Below are 14,236 nucleotides of genomic sequence, written 5' to 3' on the forward strand. Positions count from 1 at the left end.
CACCTGCTCGCGGCGCTCGTCGCCGACGTGGACCCGAACCGTCCTTGGAGCCAGCGCCTGCGCGCGATGATCACTGCGCTGGTTCACCCTGGAGCGCAGCTCGGCGACCTGCTGCGGCGCCAGCGACGCCGAGTCGACCGTGGTGGTCGTGACCAGACCGGCGATGCCGCCACCCCGGACGATCGACACTTTCATGGGCACAATCCTAAACCGGCCCCGCCTGGAGAACCCCGACCTGTTGCCAGGCGGCGCGTACCTTGCGCTGCTCGTCGCCGTCGGCGCCGAACAGTTCCCCCGCCACCTCCACCGTCGCCTCCGCGGCCTGCCGGAAGTCGGAGCGCGGCCGGAGCCGCTCGGTGAGGGTGACGTACCAGATCCGGCCGGCGCGTTCCCAGGCGTTGCCGCCGATGGCGGTGGCGGCGAGGTAGAAGGCGTGGTTGGGGATGCCGGAGTTGAGGTGGACGCCTCCGTGGTCGTTGGCGGGGTTGCCGTCGTCGGGCAGGTCCAGGTAGTCGCGCATGTGCGCGGGCTGGCGGTCACGGCCGCCCGTGGGGGTCGACCAGGCGGTCCCCGGCGCCTTCAGCGACCGCAGGGCCGTCCCACGCAGGGCGCTGCCCAGGATGCCCTCGCCGATCAGCCAGTCGGCCTGCTCCGCGCTCTGCCCGAGGCCGTACTGCTTGACGAGGGACCCGAAGACGTCGGAGAACGACTCGTTGAGCGCCCCGGACTGCTTGCTGTAGACCAGGTGCGCGGTGAACTGGGTGATGCCGTGAGTAAGTTCGTGGGCGACGATGTCCACGGCCTTGGTGAGGGACCCCTTGTTGAAGATCTGCCCGCTGCCGTCACCGTAGATCATCTGGAAGCCGATCCAGGCGGCGTTGTCGTACTCGTTCCCGTAGTGGACCGAGGAGACGATCTCCAGCCCCCGCCCGTCGATGCTGTCGCGCCCGAAGACGGTCCGGTAGAAGTCGTAGGTGGCCCCCGCCCCGTCGTACGCCTCGTCGACCGCCGCGTCACCGAACGGCGGATCGCCCTCCCCCCGCCTCTTCTTCCCGGGAAGGTCGAAGTCGCCGCCGTTCTCCGCGTCGTAGACGGTACGTACCATGCCGGGGGCGGGCGCCACGTCGGCGATGGTGAGGGTGAGCCGGCTCAGCGCGCCGGTGACCGACGCGCGCTGCGCCCGGGAGGTCTCCGATGCGGTCAGGGTCCGGAGCGCCGCCTCCCGCTCCTCGGGGGTGCCCTGCTCGGCGACCGCCTCGAGCAGGTCGGGGGGCGCGATGCAGCACGCTGGCATGCTGTCGAAGGTAGTCATACGCCAAGAATCATCACCGTTCTTGGTGAGCGCACGAGTATCGCCATACTCACCCGCGAAGTTAGGAACGCCTGGTTCGGAGTGGTTGAACCCGCGAAGCGGCACTCCATCCTCCCCGGAGCCGTAACGGGGTCCTTCACTGGTCCACGCTCCCGCGATCCGTCACCACTCCTTTTCCGTCCCGCCCCACCAGCCTCTCAATTTCGATACCCATGAGTACTCGATACCTATGAGTATGCTACGTTGGTCGACATGACGGACACCGAGAGGCGTACGCCGGAGCCGATCCCGCGCACACCGCGCGAGGAGGTGCGCCGCCGGTTGCTGACCGCGGCCGCGCAGGTCTTCGCCGAGCGCGGCTACACCGACAGCAAGCTGGAGGACATCGCCCACGCCGCCGGCTTCACCAAGGGCGCCGTCTACTCGAACTTCGGCAGTAAGCAGGAGCTCTTCGGAGCCATCCTGCGTGAGCGCGCCGACAGCGAGTACGCCACGGTGATGGGTGAGGTCGCCGACACCGACACCCCGGCGGCGGCGGCCGGCCGAGCCGCCCGGCTGGTAGCACGGCGAATCGCCGACGACACCGAACGAGGGCAGCTCGGACTGGAATTCGCGGCCCGCGCCGCCCGTGACGAGCAGACCCGGAAGATCGTAACCCCGCTGCGCCGCGCCCAGCGAGAGACAGCGGCCCGCTCGATCGCCAGGATCACCGAACGCGGCGGCATCAAGATGGCCGTCGCCCCCGAGCTGGCCGCGTTGATCCTGCACTGCCTGAGCAACGGCCTGTCGATGGAGCACCTCGCCGACCCCGAGGCGATCAGCGCCGACCTGATGGAGCAGGCCCTTTCCACCGTACTCGCCGGATTGATCGCCCTTCCGCCGGAAGACTGACACCCCCGCCACCCGCCGCCACCCGCGGCCACGCCCCGGCGGGCGCACGGTGGCCTGCCATGTCACCGCCCCCACGCGAGCCGGAGGCGCAGCGGGGGGCTCACGGCGCCGCGCCGCGAGCCGTGACCATGCCGCCCGAGCGGCTTCCGGCTGGGCGCGAAACCTCCCACCCCATGCCGCCCGAGCGGCCTTCTTCGCGCGCGAGGCCTTCTGAGCGGCCACCCCCGCGCGACCTTCTGACAGCGAACGCGGCCGCCCGGGACGTCCCGGCGCGACACCCCGGGCGACCGTCCATCCATCGACCGAGGATCCCATCATCATGCGGAAAAACTATATCGACTGGTTGAGAAACGGTGCGATCCTTTTTCTGTTCCCCTACCACACGGCACGCATATTCGATGACATATCACCGTTCTACATCAAGGGCGCGGTGAGCACTTTCCCATCGATTCTCGTGCATTTATCGTTCTGGTTCATGCCATTGCTCTTCCTCCTCTCGGGCATGTCCAGCCTGCACGCGCTGCGGAACAGATCCACGAAAAACTATCTGAAGGAACGTCATCTGCGACTGATGGTGCCGTTCGTCTTCGGCGTCCTGGTCATCGTTCCTCCGCAGGCCTATTTCGCGAAGCGGTTCCACGGCGACCAGCGGGAAAGCTATCTGGACTTCCTGAAAAACTACTTCACCGACTTCTCCGACTGGTCGGAGTACGCGGGCGGGATCTCACCGGCGCATCTCTGGTTCATCCTGTTCCTGTTCCTCATATCGATCGCCCTGCTACCGGTGATGGCCGCGGCGATCAGGAACCACTACTCTCCGGCCTGGCTCGGCAACCCGGTCCTCGTCGTACTGCCGTTCGCCGGCCTGGCCCTCCTGTCCGCCCTGCCCGACATCAGCGGCAAGAACATCTTCGTCTACGCCGCCTATTTCATCCTTGGCTTCTTCATGGCGACGGACGACAGGATCACCACCGCGATCGAGAAGCACCGGAGGATCCATCTCGGCACCGCCGTCGTCGGAAGCGCCGGCATCCTTCTGGAGATATTCACCATCGGCGGCCAGTCGGGGATGGTCTTCACGATCTGGCACTTCCTCACGTACTGGGTGAGCCTGCTGGCGATACTCGGATACGGAAAACGGTATCTCGACCGGAGATCGAGGCTGGTTTCCTACTTCAATCCGGCTGCTTTCCCGGTCTACATCCTGCACCAGACCTACCTGGTCATCGTCGGCTATCACGTTCTACAGGTCACCGATCGGGGTATCGTCCCCTTCCTGCTCATCATGCTCGTCTCCCTCTTCCTGAGCATCGCGACCTACGACGTCATCCGCAGAATCCCGCCGATCAGGATCCTGTTCGGCCTGAAGTGATCGCCCGGCGAGAAGGACCACCGCTGGAGGCGGACCGCCATCGTGTGCGCTCGCGCTCCGGCCGGCGGTGACGAGGCAGGGTGGAGTGCGCCTCCGGGCGTGATCGTGAGAAGGTTCTTTTGCTCGGCGATCACAGATTCGTGACCGCGCCCGGGAAGCGGGCAGGACGGAGGCGGCGATGCTTGAGGACGAGGGAACACCGGGGGCGCCGATGGAAGGCGCCGGTTCGCGGGGGACAACACGCACATGACGTCACTGCTGGCCATCAGCGACCTGCACATCGGCTACCAGGAGAACCGGCGCATCGTCGAGGAGTTGCGGCCCACCTCCGCCTCCGACTGGCTGCTGGTCGCCGGGGACGTCTCGGAGAAGGTCTCCGACGTCGCGTGGGCCCTGGGACTGCTCGCCGACCGGTTCGAGAAGGTGGTCTGGGCGCCCGGCAACCACGAGCTGTGGACCCATCCCAGCGACCCCGTCCGGCTGCGCGGCGAGGAGCGCTACCGGCACCTGGTCGAGGTGTGCCGGAACCTGGGGGTGGTCACGCCGGAGGACCCGTACCCGACCTGGAGTGGGCCCGGTGGCCCGGTCACCGTCGCCCCGCTGTTCGTGCTGTACGACTACACCTTCCGGATGCCCGGCGTGGCGACGAAGGAGGAGGCGCTGGCCCGCGCGTACGACAAGGGCGTGGTCTGCACCGACGAGATGCTGCTGCACCCCGACCCGTATCCGACCAGGGACGCGTGGTGCGAGGACAGGATCGCCGAGACCGAGCAACGCCTGGAGGCCAGGCCGCCCGGCGTGCCGACGGTGCTGGTCAACCACTATCCGCTGGTGCGCGAGCCCACCCTGATCCTGCGCCACCCGGAGTTCGCGATCTGGTGCGGCACCGAGCGCACCGCCGACTGGCACCTGCGCTTCGACGCCGCCACCGTCGTCTACGGTCACCTGCACATCCCCCGGACCACCTGGCACGACGGGGTCCGCTTCGAGGAGGTCTCGTTGGGCTACCCGCGCGAATGGCGTCCCCGCTCCACCCCGCCCGGCCGACTACGGCGCATCCTGCCCAGCCCGCCGCCCGTCGCATGATCGAGAAGATCCTGCCGCCGTGGGTGGCGAGCGCGGAATCCTTCGACGACCCGCCGGGCGTGACGCTGTTCCCCGAGGAGGAGGCGGTCATCGCCCGCGCGGTGGACAAGCGGCGACGCGAGTTCACCACCGCGCGCCACTGCGCCCGCCAGGCCCTGGCCCGCATCGGGCTGCCGCCGGCGCCGATCCTGCCCGGCGAGCGCGGCGCTCCGGGATGGCCCGGCGGGGTGGTGGGCGCCATCACCCATTGTGCCGGGTATCGCGCCGCTGCCGTCTCCCGTGACGCGCTGACCGTCGGCATCGACGCCGAACCCCACGAGCCGCTCCCCGACGGCGTCCTGGACGCGGTCTCCCTGGACGAGGAGCGGGCGGCGATCGCGCGGCTCGACGGCGGCGTGCACTGGGACCGGCTGCTGTTCAGCGCCAAGGAGAGCGTCTACAAGGCATGGTTCCCGCTGGCCAGGCGCTGGCTCGGCTTCGAGGAGGCCCGTCTCACCTTCGACCCGTCCGGTACGTTCACCGCCCGCCTGCTCGTCCCCGGCCCCCTGGTGGCGGGCCGGGAACTGACCGGCTTCACCGGCCGCTGGCTGGTGGCCGACGGCCTGGTGGTGACCTCCATCGCCGTACCGGACCGGCCGGCGCCCTGACCAAGGCGCGGACCGGATCACGCGGAACACGCAGCCCCACGGCGGCGGGAATAGCCAAAACGGCACTCACCGAGCCCCTCCTCCACCTCAATATGCATCGACGAAGTAGCGGCCCTTCCCTCACCACCGGTTATGTTGTCCGGTCGGCTCAAGCAGTACTACGACCGCCTCCGACGCCCACCCGGCCGGCAATCCACTTCCCGGCGTCGACCGGTTATAGGACGCCACGCTCCGGTAACACCTTCCGCGGGTCACCGGGCCGGGGAGGGCCTCCCCAGTTCCCGCCGTCACTATCGATACGTTCCGCGCCCCATACGCCGGGGAGTTCTTCGCGGCTGCAATTCCCAGGCTCTTCGCCGCTTCCATGGCCTTCACCCCGATCTCGAGGGGCTCGGCTCTCCCTTGTCCCGTCCGAAGACGGCTGAGTAACGACGCCGCAGGCTTCGCGTCATGCTACGGACCGCATCGTCGCTCCCCCTTACAGGGCTTTTGACGCTGGGCTTCGACCCCGCCCGTTTCCAGACGAAGCCGCCGGCCTGCTACCGGGCCTCCTGGCAGCTACCCGGACCGGACTCACACCGGCAAGCGACGACGAGCTTACGAACATGCAGATCAGCCGCTATGTCACGGCTCCACCTCCAGTTCTACTGGGCGCACGAGATCACCTCATTGACAAGCTTGGGAAGAGCCTGAAAGGGTCTCGCGTACAACGAAGATCATCCTACGTTTTTTGGGTCTGACCATTCAGGGAGATCACGGTGATGCGGAAGAAGCCTCTTGCACTGACACTTGGCATGTCATTGCTCCTGTCCATGGGTGTAGTGGCTAACGCGTCCGCGACCAGCTTCGGCGAGGAGCGCTTCCAGCCGAGTGTCACCTACGATCTGTCGGTGACCGACGCCGAGCGCGACGCGATCCACGCGGAAGTCGAGGCGTTGGCTGGACGCGTCAACAGCGCGCGGGCGGGGGACGGCACCTACGACCCGCTCAGTCTGATCGGGGCGATGCTGGACGGGTCGAGCTACGACTCCATCTCCCGAGGCGGCACGGCCGCGACGGCGTACCCCTTCCCGGTCAGCAACACCGAAGCCAACCAGAACGAGTACGACCGCAAGGTCGCCAAGCTCGCCTGGGTGGTCAAGCTGGCCACCGACCTGGGTTTCCCGGTGGTCGTCCAACGCCAGCCCGACAAGTACGTCTACGCGGAGATCGGTGACCCGGACGCCCCGGAGATGGTCATGGCGTTGAGCCACCTCGACTCGCCGACGGCTTCCGTTTCGCCAGCCCAGCTGGCGCGCTGGCGGAACGCCGATGGCAACCTCGGCACTCCTGGTGCGTACCACTCGCCCTATGTCCAGGACGGCTGGGTCTACGGGGCGGGCGTACAGGACGACAGCGGCCCGACGCTGGCGACGCTGCTCGCGGCCAAGGCGCTGCTCGAGGCGGGGTTGCCCCTCGACCGACGCATCCGCATCGTCATGGGAATCTACGAAGACGGCGGTCCCGGCACGCCCTCGACGACGAACACCGCCACCTTCCAGTCCATCCCGTACAACTCGAACCCGAGCTTCTACGACAACTGGGCCTACAAGAACCTCAACCGGGAGGAGGTCCCGATCGCGGCCTACACCTCCGACTCGCGGTTCCCGGTCATCGTCGGCAACTCCGGATCGGTGACCCCGTCGGTGTCGATGAGCTTGTCCGCAGACAGCACCAAGGCCTTCCGGCTGACGGATGCCACAGCCGGCGTCACCCTGCGTGAAGGCGATCCGACGCTCAAGGACATCGCCTACGGCAGCACCACGCAGATCGCCTCCCGGGCAATCTTCACCCTCGACGTGGCGGGGGCCGGCTCCGCCGAGCGCGACCGATTCGTAGCGGCGATCACCGCCGCCGCGACCACGAAGGGTTGGCTCCCGGCTGCTCCCCGCACCACCCCCAAGGTGCAGACCATGATCACCGGCGACTCGCTCACGCTGGAGATCAACACCGATGTGGCGATGGAGATGCCGACCCCGCAGTACGGCAAGAATGCCGTCGTGTGGGGGATGTTCCTCCTCTCCAAGGGACTCGGCGCACTGGGAACCACGGCCGCCGACATGCAATTGAAGAAAGCCGCCGACGGCATCGCCGACCTGTTCTTCCGCGACGGTGTCGAAGGCGAAGCCTATATCGGCAAGTACATGGGCATCCCGGCGAGCCTGTTGCGCAACCCGAGCAACGGCACCCCGAACCTGACCTTTGCCCTCATGGGAGGCATCAATTCGGAGACCCCGACGAGCTTTTACACGGACGCCTCCGGCAGCCTCAGCATGCCGATGTATGTGCGCAGCATGCACGTCACCGCGACTGACTCCAGCCAGGCAACGACGGCGGTCACGGCCGCCTTCCAGGCGAAGGGGTTCACCATCGGCAACCTCGGCTCGCCCGTCGGCGCCGGGTTGTACGTCACTCACGACAACCCGCTGACGGCTCTTCAGTTCGGGAGCTACCAAGCCTCGATCAACCGCAACCCGGAGAAGTTTGCGGATCCATATTCCCTCAGGGACGTGGTCTATCCGCAGGGCACGACCGGCGGCACCCTGGCCAGCAACTTCCGCAATAAGATGACCGCCTTCGGCGCGGTGATCCCGGGTAACGAGCGCTGGTGGCACACGGCCAACGAGCGGATGAAGGTCGACTCGGCAGTGCAGATGACCAAGATGATGGCCGATGGCATGCTGGAGATGGCCCAGTACTCCGGGCCCGCCGGTGCCAAGTTCATGTGGGCAAGCATCCCGGGGCTGAACTCCGACCGGGCGGACCTCGACCTGCTCGACGTCACGATCGGAACCTACAAGGACGCGTCGGCCGCTGTCGGCACGAGCCAGTTGGGCACCCAGGCCCTGCTCGGCGCCACCTCGTTCAACATCCCGATGTGGAACGGGCGCGGCAACTCGACTCCGACGGCCTCGGCTTTCGCGCTGGGGCACGCCCCGGGAGGGGTCTACTTGCCCCTGACCGACACCGAGTACCTGAACACCACATACGTGTCGCCGATGCGCTTGGAGTTCAAGGTGGAGCGCCCCGACTACATGTCGGACGCGGCTTGGGCGAAGTTCGTGGCCGGCGGCTACGGCGACTTCCAGTTCAACATTCTCGTCGACGACGCGGTTGTGCCGCTGGCCGTTCCTGCGGGGCAGAGTGCGGACAAGTACTTCTCCTCGCGCATCTCGGCCAACAACCCCGACGCCATCTACCTGTCGGTCAACCTCGCGATCACCGATGCCCCGTACGCCGGGGTGCAGGCCATCCTCGCGGATTCCAAGACGGACCTGTACACGGTCAATCCGACGTACTTGGCCTCAAACCCAGATCCGTTCCCCGGGCGCGGAGCCATCGAACAACGGGGCTTCTTCCTGTTCGGTGATGGGCACAAGAACGCGGAGTTCTCTTCGCCCGACGCGGTCTACGTGACAGTCGCCAACGCGGTCATCGATGCCAAGCCGTCGGCGGTGGTGAAGAAGTTGAAGGGCAACAAGAACGAGTTGACCATCACGGTGAAGCAGACCCACATCGACGGCAGCGAGTCTCCTGTGACGGCCACGTTCACCATCAACAACAACGCTGCCGGCACTTACACCGTCGGCGATTACAAGGTATACGTCGAAACCAAGGGCAACACCCAGGTGCGGTCGATCTCCATCGTGTGACGCGTGTGAACCGGAATCCGCCGGACGAGGAACGCGCGGCCGTGGACCTCGTCCTCAAGCAGATGGAAACCTTCGCCACCGAGTGGGCCCCGACCGCATAGTGCGAACCTTCACCGGGTCCACGAAAATCGCTCCGACTGCCCCGCCGGAGCGACGCCCAGCCTGCCCCCCCAGAAGTGATCAGGCAACCGCAATGAAAAATGACAGATGCGTACTCCGCCACGGATCGGTCCATTCGATCAAAGTGTTACTCCTGGGACGGCTTCGGCCAGTACTTGGGCGGAGCGGCAGCGGGATCGACGACGCGCAGGCGACTGGCCGGGGTCGGGTCGATGCCGCGTAAGGTCACCAGGCGCTGCCCGTCCGCCCCGGTGAGGAGATTCAAGGCAGCGGGCAGTCCGGCGGCGACGGTGGCGATCATGCCGGGGTGCTTGTGTGGGTATTCGATCCGGTGCAGCCCGGAAGCGGCGATCGCCTCGACCTCCCGGGGGGCGCTGCATCTGCCGGGCGTCGTTGGTCAGGATGACGTGGAATCCCTCGGCCACCGCCCGGGGATAGAGGTTCTCGTCCCGGGTCCCGGACCAGCGGTCGAGATCCAGCAGATGGACGATCTCATGACCCAGAACGAAGGCGGTGATGGCCTGGTGGAGCGGCCGGGACACGTTCTCATCCAGCAGCAACCTCACGTGATTCCTTGGGGGGATCGTAGCTGTTGACGTAGTCGGCGAAGTCGGCGGCATCCAGGGCCGCCGTAGGGGTGACGCTCGGGTAGTACTCAGAGATCCGCTCCGGGGGAAGCCCATCCCGGAGCAAGGCCGCGACCTCGTCATAGGGGACACGGGTTCCCTCGATCACCGGCACCCCGCCACGAACCGCCGGATCCACCGTCACATACGCGCGAGGCCGCAGCAGCGGCGGGATGTGCCTGCCGTCGCGATAGAACGACTGCAGGACATCGACCATCTCGTGGATGACCACGTTGGCCTTTCTACGCACCAGGTCGACCGCCTGATCGGACTCGGCCAGGTAAATGCCGCTGCCGTCAGTGACCAGGGTGTACGAGGAGAGGTGGTCGTGTTCTTTCAGGTCGTCGCGGAGCGTGTCGAGCGCCCGTCTGATCTTCTGCAGCGAGGCGTCGTTGCGCAGCTTGACGCAGGTTCGCAACGCCACCACATCGCGAAAGGAGTAGAGAACCGGCCGGGTGCTGGAGATCTCCGGGATCAGCACCGCGCCACGGTTGACGCCGGTCTTACGCCAGTGGGCGAGCTGGCGGAGCGTGGCGCCCGACAGCGCCGCCGCCAGTTTCGGATCGAACGCCATCACCTCACCCCCTCACACTCCGTGATCCGAATCCTTGTCCGGCCATCATCGCAAATCTTGCCGAGCAGGTCAGGCACTATGCGACCTCGTCCCGCACTATGGCCGTGGTTACGGCAGCGGGGATGAGTAGCGGTGGATCTCCGCCCACTCCACTCCTTCTCAGCAGCGGTGCAGCCGACGATGCCTCAACGGTCGCCGCCACCGCCACAACCGTTACGGAAGACGGGCTGTCAGACGGCCGGGTCCGCGAGAGAGCCGCGCTTGATGCCGGTGATTAAGGCGTCCCACTCGCCAGGAGTGAAGGCCAGCACCGACCCCTCGGGGTTCTTGGAGTCACGGACCAAGGAGAGGCGCTCGACGTCTGCTGTGGGCTCGGCTTCGGCCGAGGCATTGTCGGCGAGGGCGACTTCGACGCAGTTCGAGCCATTACCGCTGCGGGAGCTCTTCCGCCAGACGCTGACTTCAACACAGTCTTGGCCGTTCTCGCTGCGCGAGCTCTTTCGCCACGTTACCCGAGATAGGTCCAATGCGGACATTTCGCCCCCCTTTGCAAGGACAACCAATCTGATCATCGATTGTGATCAGCTGGCCGGATTGTCAAACTCACCGCCTTTGATGCCGCTAATGAAGGTCTGCCACTCAGTGGAGGTGAAAATCAGTGCTGGCCCGCTCCGATCCTTGCTGTCACGAACACCTACGCGTCCTCCGTTCAAGGAGGCCACTTCGACACAACTGCCACCGTTCCCGCCACTACGGCTGCTCTTTCGCCAGACCGCTCTAGATAGCTCTTCGTGGGACACCTTGATCCCCTTTCAGCGCCTATAGATCTTCTTTTGCGAGCTTCGTGATCATATCGATTGAATCCCGGGGATCGAGAGCCGAAGCACGCAGGTGGTCATATGCCAGCGTATATGCCCGAATCTCTTCAGCCTTCTCCAGATAGAGACTTCCGGTTACGTACTCCAGATAGGCGACTTCACTCGCCCCCTCAGAGAAGGACAGGATGGCGAACGATCCGAGCATCGCCGCATGCGCGCCGATGGCATACGGCAGGACCTGGATGGTCACATTGGGCTGAACCGAAATGTCCGCCAGGCGCTGGAGCTGTTCTTTCATGACACGGGTACCACCGACGCGGCGGCGTAGAGCGGCCTCGTTCACGATCGCCCAGAAGTTCATGGGATGCTCGGATCGGGTGATGACATCCTGTCGCGCCATGCGCAGGCTGACGTGCCGCTCTATCTCGTCGGGTGCGTCGGTTACCCGCGCTGCCCGGTAGATGGCGCGAGCGTAGTCTTCGGTCTGGAAGAGCCCATGAACGAGTTCGGGTTCGTAGTTACGGAGTGACGACGCCTCCGCTTCCAGCCCTACGTAGACCTGGAACCACTGCGGGATTACATCGCTGTAGGCATGCCACCACCCTCGCTCCTTCGCCTGTTTTGCCAGCTGGACGAGCGCTTCGTACCCGGCGCCCTCGCGGAGCCCATAGAGCTGCAACATTGCACGGACGTCGTTGACGGAGATCCGCAGCGTCCCGCCTTCCACTTTGGTCATCCTCGACGTCGACCAGTTCAGATGATCAGCCACTTCCTCCTGCTTGAGGCCGGCCGCAGTGCGGAGCTGTCGCAACTCCTGTAGCAATCGTCGATGGCGGACGGTCGGCGAGAAGCTGGCCATGGGTCTCCCTCCCAAGACACCTGTTTGATCACACATCGTAATGAATCTTTAACTGGTTGTGCGAAAGCGCTTGCATGTTCAGATTTGCAGGTGCAGATTTAGCACGTGCTCACTCACTGAGAGTGATGGTACGTCGCAGTCACAGGCTTTGCAGCCCGTTCCGCGTAAGCCGCAAGCCCATCACGTCCAACGCCGAACAGCTTCAGGACCGACGAAGGGGTGGCAAGGAGATGAAGATATGTGATCTTCAAGAGTGGGGTGGTGAGTTGCTGGAGTTGGCCTGGGAGTTGAACGATCTCGGGTTCGACTCCGTGGTCAGGCTCTCGCCCGACCGTCGGCCGAGTGTGGAGATCTTCGTACCGCCGGGACGGTCGAGGGTCGCCACCGCGCAGCGGGGCCGTACCTCGGTGTTCACCTGGGAGCGGACCTCCGCCCGAGCGGACCGAGACCGGCTCGAAGGCGACCGGCGGGGCCGGAGCAGGATGCGGATGGCGGCGGAGCGACTTCTGGAGGTAACACGGTGAGGGCGCCGGAGCCGCTGGGACGGGCCGACCTTCCCGCCGAGGTGGAGTCCGTCCCGCTGGCCCGCCGCTACGTCCGCGACCTGCTCGACCGCCTCGACCACAAGCAGACCGACGACGCGCTCCTGCTGGTCAGCGAACTCTTCACCAACGCGGTACGCCACTCCGACTCCGGCCGCCACCCCGACGGCCGGGTCTCCGTCGCCATCGCGAACCACAATGGAACGCTCCACATCGACGTCATCGACGCCGGATCAACCGGACAGACACCCCGAATCTGCCCCGACGTCGCCCCCGACAGCGGCGGCGGACGCGGCCTCTGGCTGGTCCAGGAACTGTCCACCTCCTGGGGCTGGTACGAGACCCCGGCCGGGCGGGTGGTCTGGTTCCAACTCGCCGGAAACTGACCGCTGCGAAGGTCACACCCCCGGGCCATGGTGGCCCGCAACCATTTCAGGCAGGCGCCCACGACGTCCCAGATGCTCTCGGCGGCGAGCGAGATCACCTGGGAGGACAGCTGGAAATCCCCTCCCCTCGCCCGATATCCACAGCTCCAGCCACTGGCTCGCTCCTGCCACTTGTGGCCCGGCCTCAACGCAGAAGCATCGTTGCTCGTCAGTCCACTGAGCCTTTTTCAACCTGAAGTCGCAGGTCACGGGCGCGGTGTGGTGTGCGGTACCTGATCGACAAATAAAGAAGCCCCTGATAGAAGGAGGCTTTTTCATCCTGATGGCCTGGTACGGCAGGCCTGCGGAGAACGGTGCCCCGGTGGGGCCTGCAGCGAAGTGATCCACCGGCCGCGGCCAACTTGCGGGGCGTGGACGGTGGGTTCTGCTCACCTCGATCCGGGAACGACTCCGCACAGGTAAGTGGACTCCTCCAGCAGTCGCGGTCGCCTTGTCCGCCAGCCGTTCCAGCGCCGCCAGCCGGTCGTAGCGGGCCAGCGGCGCCGCCTCGACGACCAGATGGGTGGTCAGCCGCTCCTCCGGCCCTGCCGCCGCGCCCTGCGGCAGCTGTACCGCGCGCAGTCTCTCCTCGGTGCGCGGCGGGCGGGTCAGACGACGCCGGCCTTGTGCGCGAAGACGGCCATCTGCAGGCGGTCGCGGAGGTTGAGCTTGCACAGGAGATTGGAGACGTGGAACTTGACGGTCGCCTGGCTCACGTACAGCCTGCTCGCGATCTCGGTGTTGTTCAGCCCGTCGGCGACCAGGACCAGCACCTCGTGCTCGCGCTCGGTGAGCGACTTGACGGCCTCGGGCGGGCGGTAGGGCAGCCCGTTCTCGAACCGCCGCAGGAAACTGCTGGCGACCTGCGGCGCGAAGAACGCCTCCCCCCGCGCGATGGCCCTGATCGCCCCCACCAGCTCGTCCTGGTCGCTGGAGCGCAGCAGGAAGCCGCGGGCTCCGGCGCGTACCGCGTCGAACATGCTCTCCGGCTGCTCGGTCAGGATGACGCTCCGCACCGGAGGGGCCAGGGAGTCGGCACGGAGCCGCTCGGTGACCTGGATGCCGTCGAGGCCGGTGAGCCGCTCGTCGACGAGTGCCACGTCGGGTCGCAGGCCGCGGGCCTTGGAGACCGCCTCGAATCCGTCACCGGCGTCTCCCACGACGCGCAGCCCCGGTTCGGCGGCGAGGATCGAGCACAGCGCGGTGCGAAGCAGCCTCTCCGAGTAGCAGATCAGGACCCGGATGTCGGTGTTCGGGCTGTTCATCTCCCGC

15 protein-coding genes and 1 pseudogene are annotated in these 14,236 nt (G+C 66.2%); 7 read left to right on the top strand and 9 right to left on the bottom strand.

What is annotated here, in order from left to right; translation table 11 throughout:
- The coding region (locus ABZU75_RS32090) for a protealysin inhibitor emfourin (RefSeq protein ID WP_355562373.1) at positions 1-195 on the bottom strand (195 nt) is incomplete at its 3' end.
- A gap of 10 nt (positions 196-205) precedes the next feature.
- Positions 206-1,312: a M4 family metallopeptidase gene (locus ABZU75_RS32095; protein ID WP_355562376.1), complete on the bottom strand. Its 1,107-nt coding sequence runs from the start codon at positions 1,310-1,312 to the stop codon at positions 206-208.
- Between the two features lie 252 nt (positions 1,313-1,564).
- On the opposite strand from ABZU75_RS32095, the gene ABZU75_RS32100 reads away from it, so the two are divergent.
- The 5 genes from ABZU75_RS32100 (at position 1,565) to ABZU75_RS32120 (ending at position 9,000) form a co-directional block, all read left to right on the top strand.
- Positions 1,565-2,203 carry a TetR family transcriptional regulator gene (locus tag ABZU75_RS32100; protein ID WP_355562379.1) on the top strand — a complete coding sequence of 213 codons (639 nt, stop codon included), beginning with the start codon at positions 1,565-1,567 and terminating at the stop codon, positions 2,201-2,203.
- A gap of 319 nt (positions 2,204-2,522) precedes the next feature.
- A complete protein-coding gene (locus ABZU75_RS32105; RefSeq protein ID WP_355562381.1) occupies positions 2,523-3,575 on the top strand; it encodes an acyltransferase family protein in 1,053 nt (350 codons plus the stop codon).
- A gap of 246 nt (positions 3,576-3,821) precedes the next feature.
- Positions 3,822-4,661: a metallophosphoesterase gene (locus ABZU75_RS32110; protein WP_355562384.1), complete on the top strand. Its 840-nt coding sequence runs from the start codon at positions 3,822-3,824 to the stop codon at positions 4,659-4,661.
- Positions 4,658-5,308 carry a 4'-phosphopantetheinyl transferase superfamily protein gene (locus ABZU75_RS32115; RefSeq protein ID WP_355562387.1) on the top strand — a complete coding sequence of 217 codons (651 nt, stop codon included), beginning with the start codon at positions 4,658-4,660 and terminating at the stop codon, positions 5,306-5,308. The genes ABZU75_RS32110 and ABZU75_RS32115 overlap by 4 nt, the downstream gene beginning before the upstream one ends.
- 761 nt (positions 5,309-6,069) lie before the next feature.
- A complete protein-coding gene (locus ABZU75_RS32120) occupies positions 6,070-9,000 on the top strand; it encodes a M20/M25/M40 family metallo-hydrolase (protein ID WP_355562448.1) in 2,931 nt (976 codons plus the stop codon).
- Between the two features lie 247 nt (positions 9,001-9,247).
- On the opposite strand, the gene ABZU75_RS32125 is transcribed toward ABZU75_RS32120, so the two are convergent.
- The 6 genes and pseudogenes from ABZU75_RS32125 to ABZU75_RS32150 form a co-directional block, all read right to left on the bottom strand.
- The gene (locus ABZU75_RS32125; RefSeq protein WP_355562451.1) at positions 9,248-9,421 is read right to left on the bottom strand and encodes a hypothetical protein; all 174 of its coding nucleotides are present in this window, start codon (positions 9,419-9,421) and stop codon (positions 9,248-9,250) included.
- A gap of 124 nt (positions 9,422-9,545) precedes the next feature.
- Positions 9,546-9,740 (bottom strand): annotated as a pseudogene (locus ABZU75_RS32130) (hypothetical protein); the annotation flags it as partial.
- Positions 9,667-10,320, bottom strand: a complete 654-nt coding sequence (locus ABZU75_RS32135; RefSeq protein WP_355562390.1) for a DUF433 domain-containing protein — start codon at positions 10,318-10,320, stop codon at positions 9,667-9,669. The pseudogene ABZU75_RS32130 and the gene ABZU75_RS32135, both read right to left, overlap by 74 nt.
- A gap of 230 nt (positions 10,321-10,550) precedes the next feature.
- Entirely contained in the window at positions 10,551-10,856 is a 306-nt protein-coding gene (locus ABZU75_RS32140) for a DUF397 domain-containing protein (protein WP_355562393.1), read from the bottom strand.
- 45 nt (positions 10,857-10,901) lie between these two features.
- Positions 10,902-11,120: a DUF397 domain-containing protein gene (locus ABZU75_RS32145; RefSeq protein ID WP_355562396.1), complete on the bottom strand. Its 219-nt coding sequence runs from the start codon at positions 11,118-11,120 to the stop codon at positions 10,902-10,904.
- Positions 11,121-11,139: 19 nt separating this feature from the next.
- On the bottom strand, positions 11,140-11,997 hold the full coding sequence (locus tag ABZU75_RS32150) for a helix-turn-helix transcriptional regulator (protein WP_355562399.1): 858 nt from the start codon (positions 11,995-11,997) through the stop codon (positions 11,140-11,142).
- Between the two features lie 230 nt (positions 11,998-12,227).
- Here ABZU75_RS32150 and ABZU75_RS32155 point away from each other — a divergent pair, with 230 nt between their 5' ends.
- Together ABZU75_RS32155 and ABZU75_RS32160 are read left to right on the top strand one after the other, a co-directional pair.
- Positions 12,228-12,521: a hypothetical protein gene (locus tag ABZU75_RS32155; protein WP_355562402.1), complete on the top strand. Its 294-nt coding sequence runs from the start codon at positions 12,228-12,230 to the stop codon at positions 12,519-12,521.
- Entirely contained in the window at positions 12,518-12,925 is a 408-nt protein-coding gene (locus ABZU75_RS32160) for an ATP-binding protein (RefSeq protein WP_355562405.1), read from the top strand. The genes ABZU75_RS32155 and ABZU75_RS32160 overlap by 4 nt, the downstream gene beginning before the upstream one ends.
- A 647-nt stretch (positions 12,926-13,572) precedes the next feature.
- Here ABZU75_RS32160 and ABZU75_RS32165 read toward each other — a convergent pair.
- Complete coding sequence (locus tag ABZU75_RS32165) at positions 13,573-14,229, bottom strand: response regulator transcription factor (RefSeq protein ID WP_355562408.1); 657 nt, start codon at positions 14,227-14,229, stop codon at positions 13,573-13,575.
- Positions 14,230-14,236 lie beyond the last annotated feature (7 nt).

This window comes from Streptosporangium sp. NPDC005286, from assembly GCF_040607515.1.
Taxonomy (GTDB): domain Bacteria; phylum Actinomycetota; class Actinomycetes; order Streptosporangiales; family Streptosporangiaceae; genus Streptosporangium.

Excerpts from the sequence above, each read along its gene's own strand:
- ABZU75_RS32095 (WP_355562376.1), bottom strand. The coding sequence starts at position 1,312 with ATGACTACCTTCGACAGCATGCCAGCGTGCTGCATCGCGCCCCCCGAC.
- ABZU75_RS32155 (WP_355562402.1), top strand. The coding sequence starts at position 12,228 with ATGAAGATATGTGATCTTCAAGAGTGGGGTGGTGAGTTGCTGGAGTTG.
- ABZU75_RS32140 (WP_355562393.1), bottom strand. The coding sequence starts at position 10,856 with ATGTCCGCATTGGACCTATCTCGGGTAACGTGGCGAAAGAGCTCGCGC.
- ABZU75_RS32125 (WP_355562451.1), bottom strand. The coding sequence starts at position 9,421 with ATGATCGCCACCGTCGCCGCCGGACTGCCCGCTGCCTTGAATCTCCTC.
- ABZU75_RS32165 (WP_355562408.1), bottom strand. The coding sequence starts at position 14,229 with ATGAACAGCCCGAACACCGACATCCGGGTCCTGATCTGCTACTCGGAG.
- ABZU75_RS32115 (WP_355562387.1), top strand. The coding sequence starts at position 4,658 with ATGATCGAGAAGATCCTGCCGCCGTGGGTGGCGAGCGCGGAATCCTTC.
- ABZU75_RS32100 (WP_355562379.1), top strand. The coding sequence starts at position 1,565 with ATGACGGACACCGAGAGGCGTACGCCGGAGCCGATCCCGCGCACACCG.
- ABZU75_RS32150 (WP_355562399.1), bottom strand. The coding sequence starts at position 11,997 with ATGGCCAGCTTCTCGCCGACCGTCCGCCATCGACGATTGCTACAGGAG.
- ABZU75_RS32120 (WP_355562448.1), top strand. The coding sequence starts at position 6,070 with ATGCGGAAGAAGCCTCTTGCACTGACACTTGGCATGTCATTGCTCCTG.
- ABZU75_RS32135 (WP_355562390.1), bottom strand. The coding sequence starts at position 10,320 with ATGGCGTTCGATCCGAAACTGGCGGCGGCGCTGTCGGGCGCCACGCTC.
- ABZU75_RS32110 (WP_355562384.1), top strand. The coding sequence starts at position 3,822 with ATGACGTCACTGCTGGCCATCAGCGACCTGCACATCGGCTACCAGGAG.
- ABZU75_RS32105 (WP_355562381.1), top strand. The coding sequence starts at position 2,523 with ATGCGGAAAAACTATATCGACTGGTTGAGAAACGGTGCGATCCTTTTT.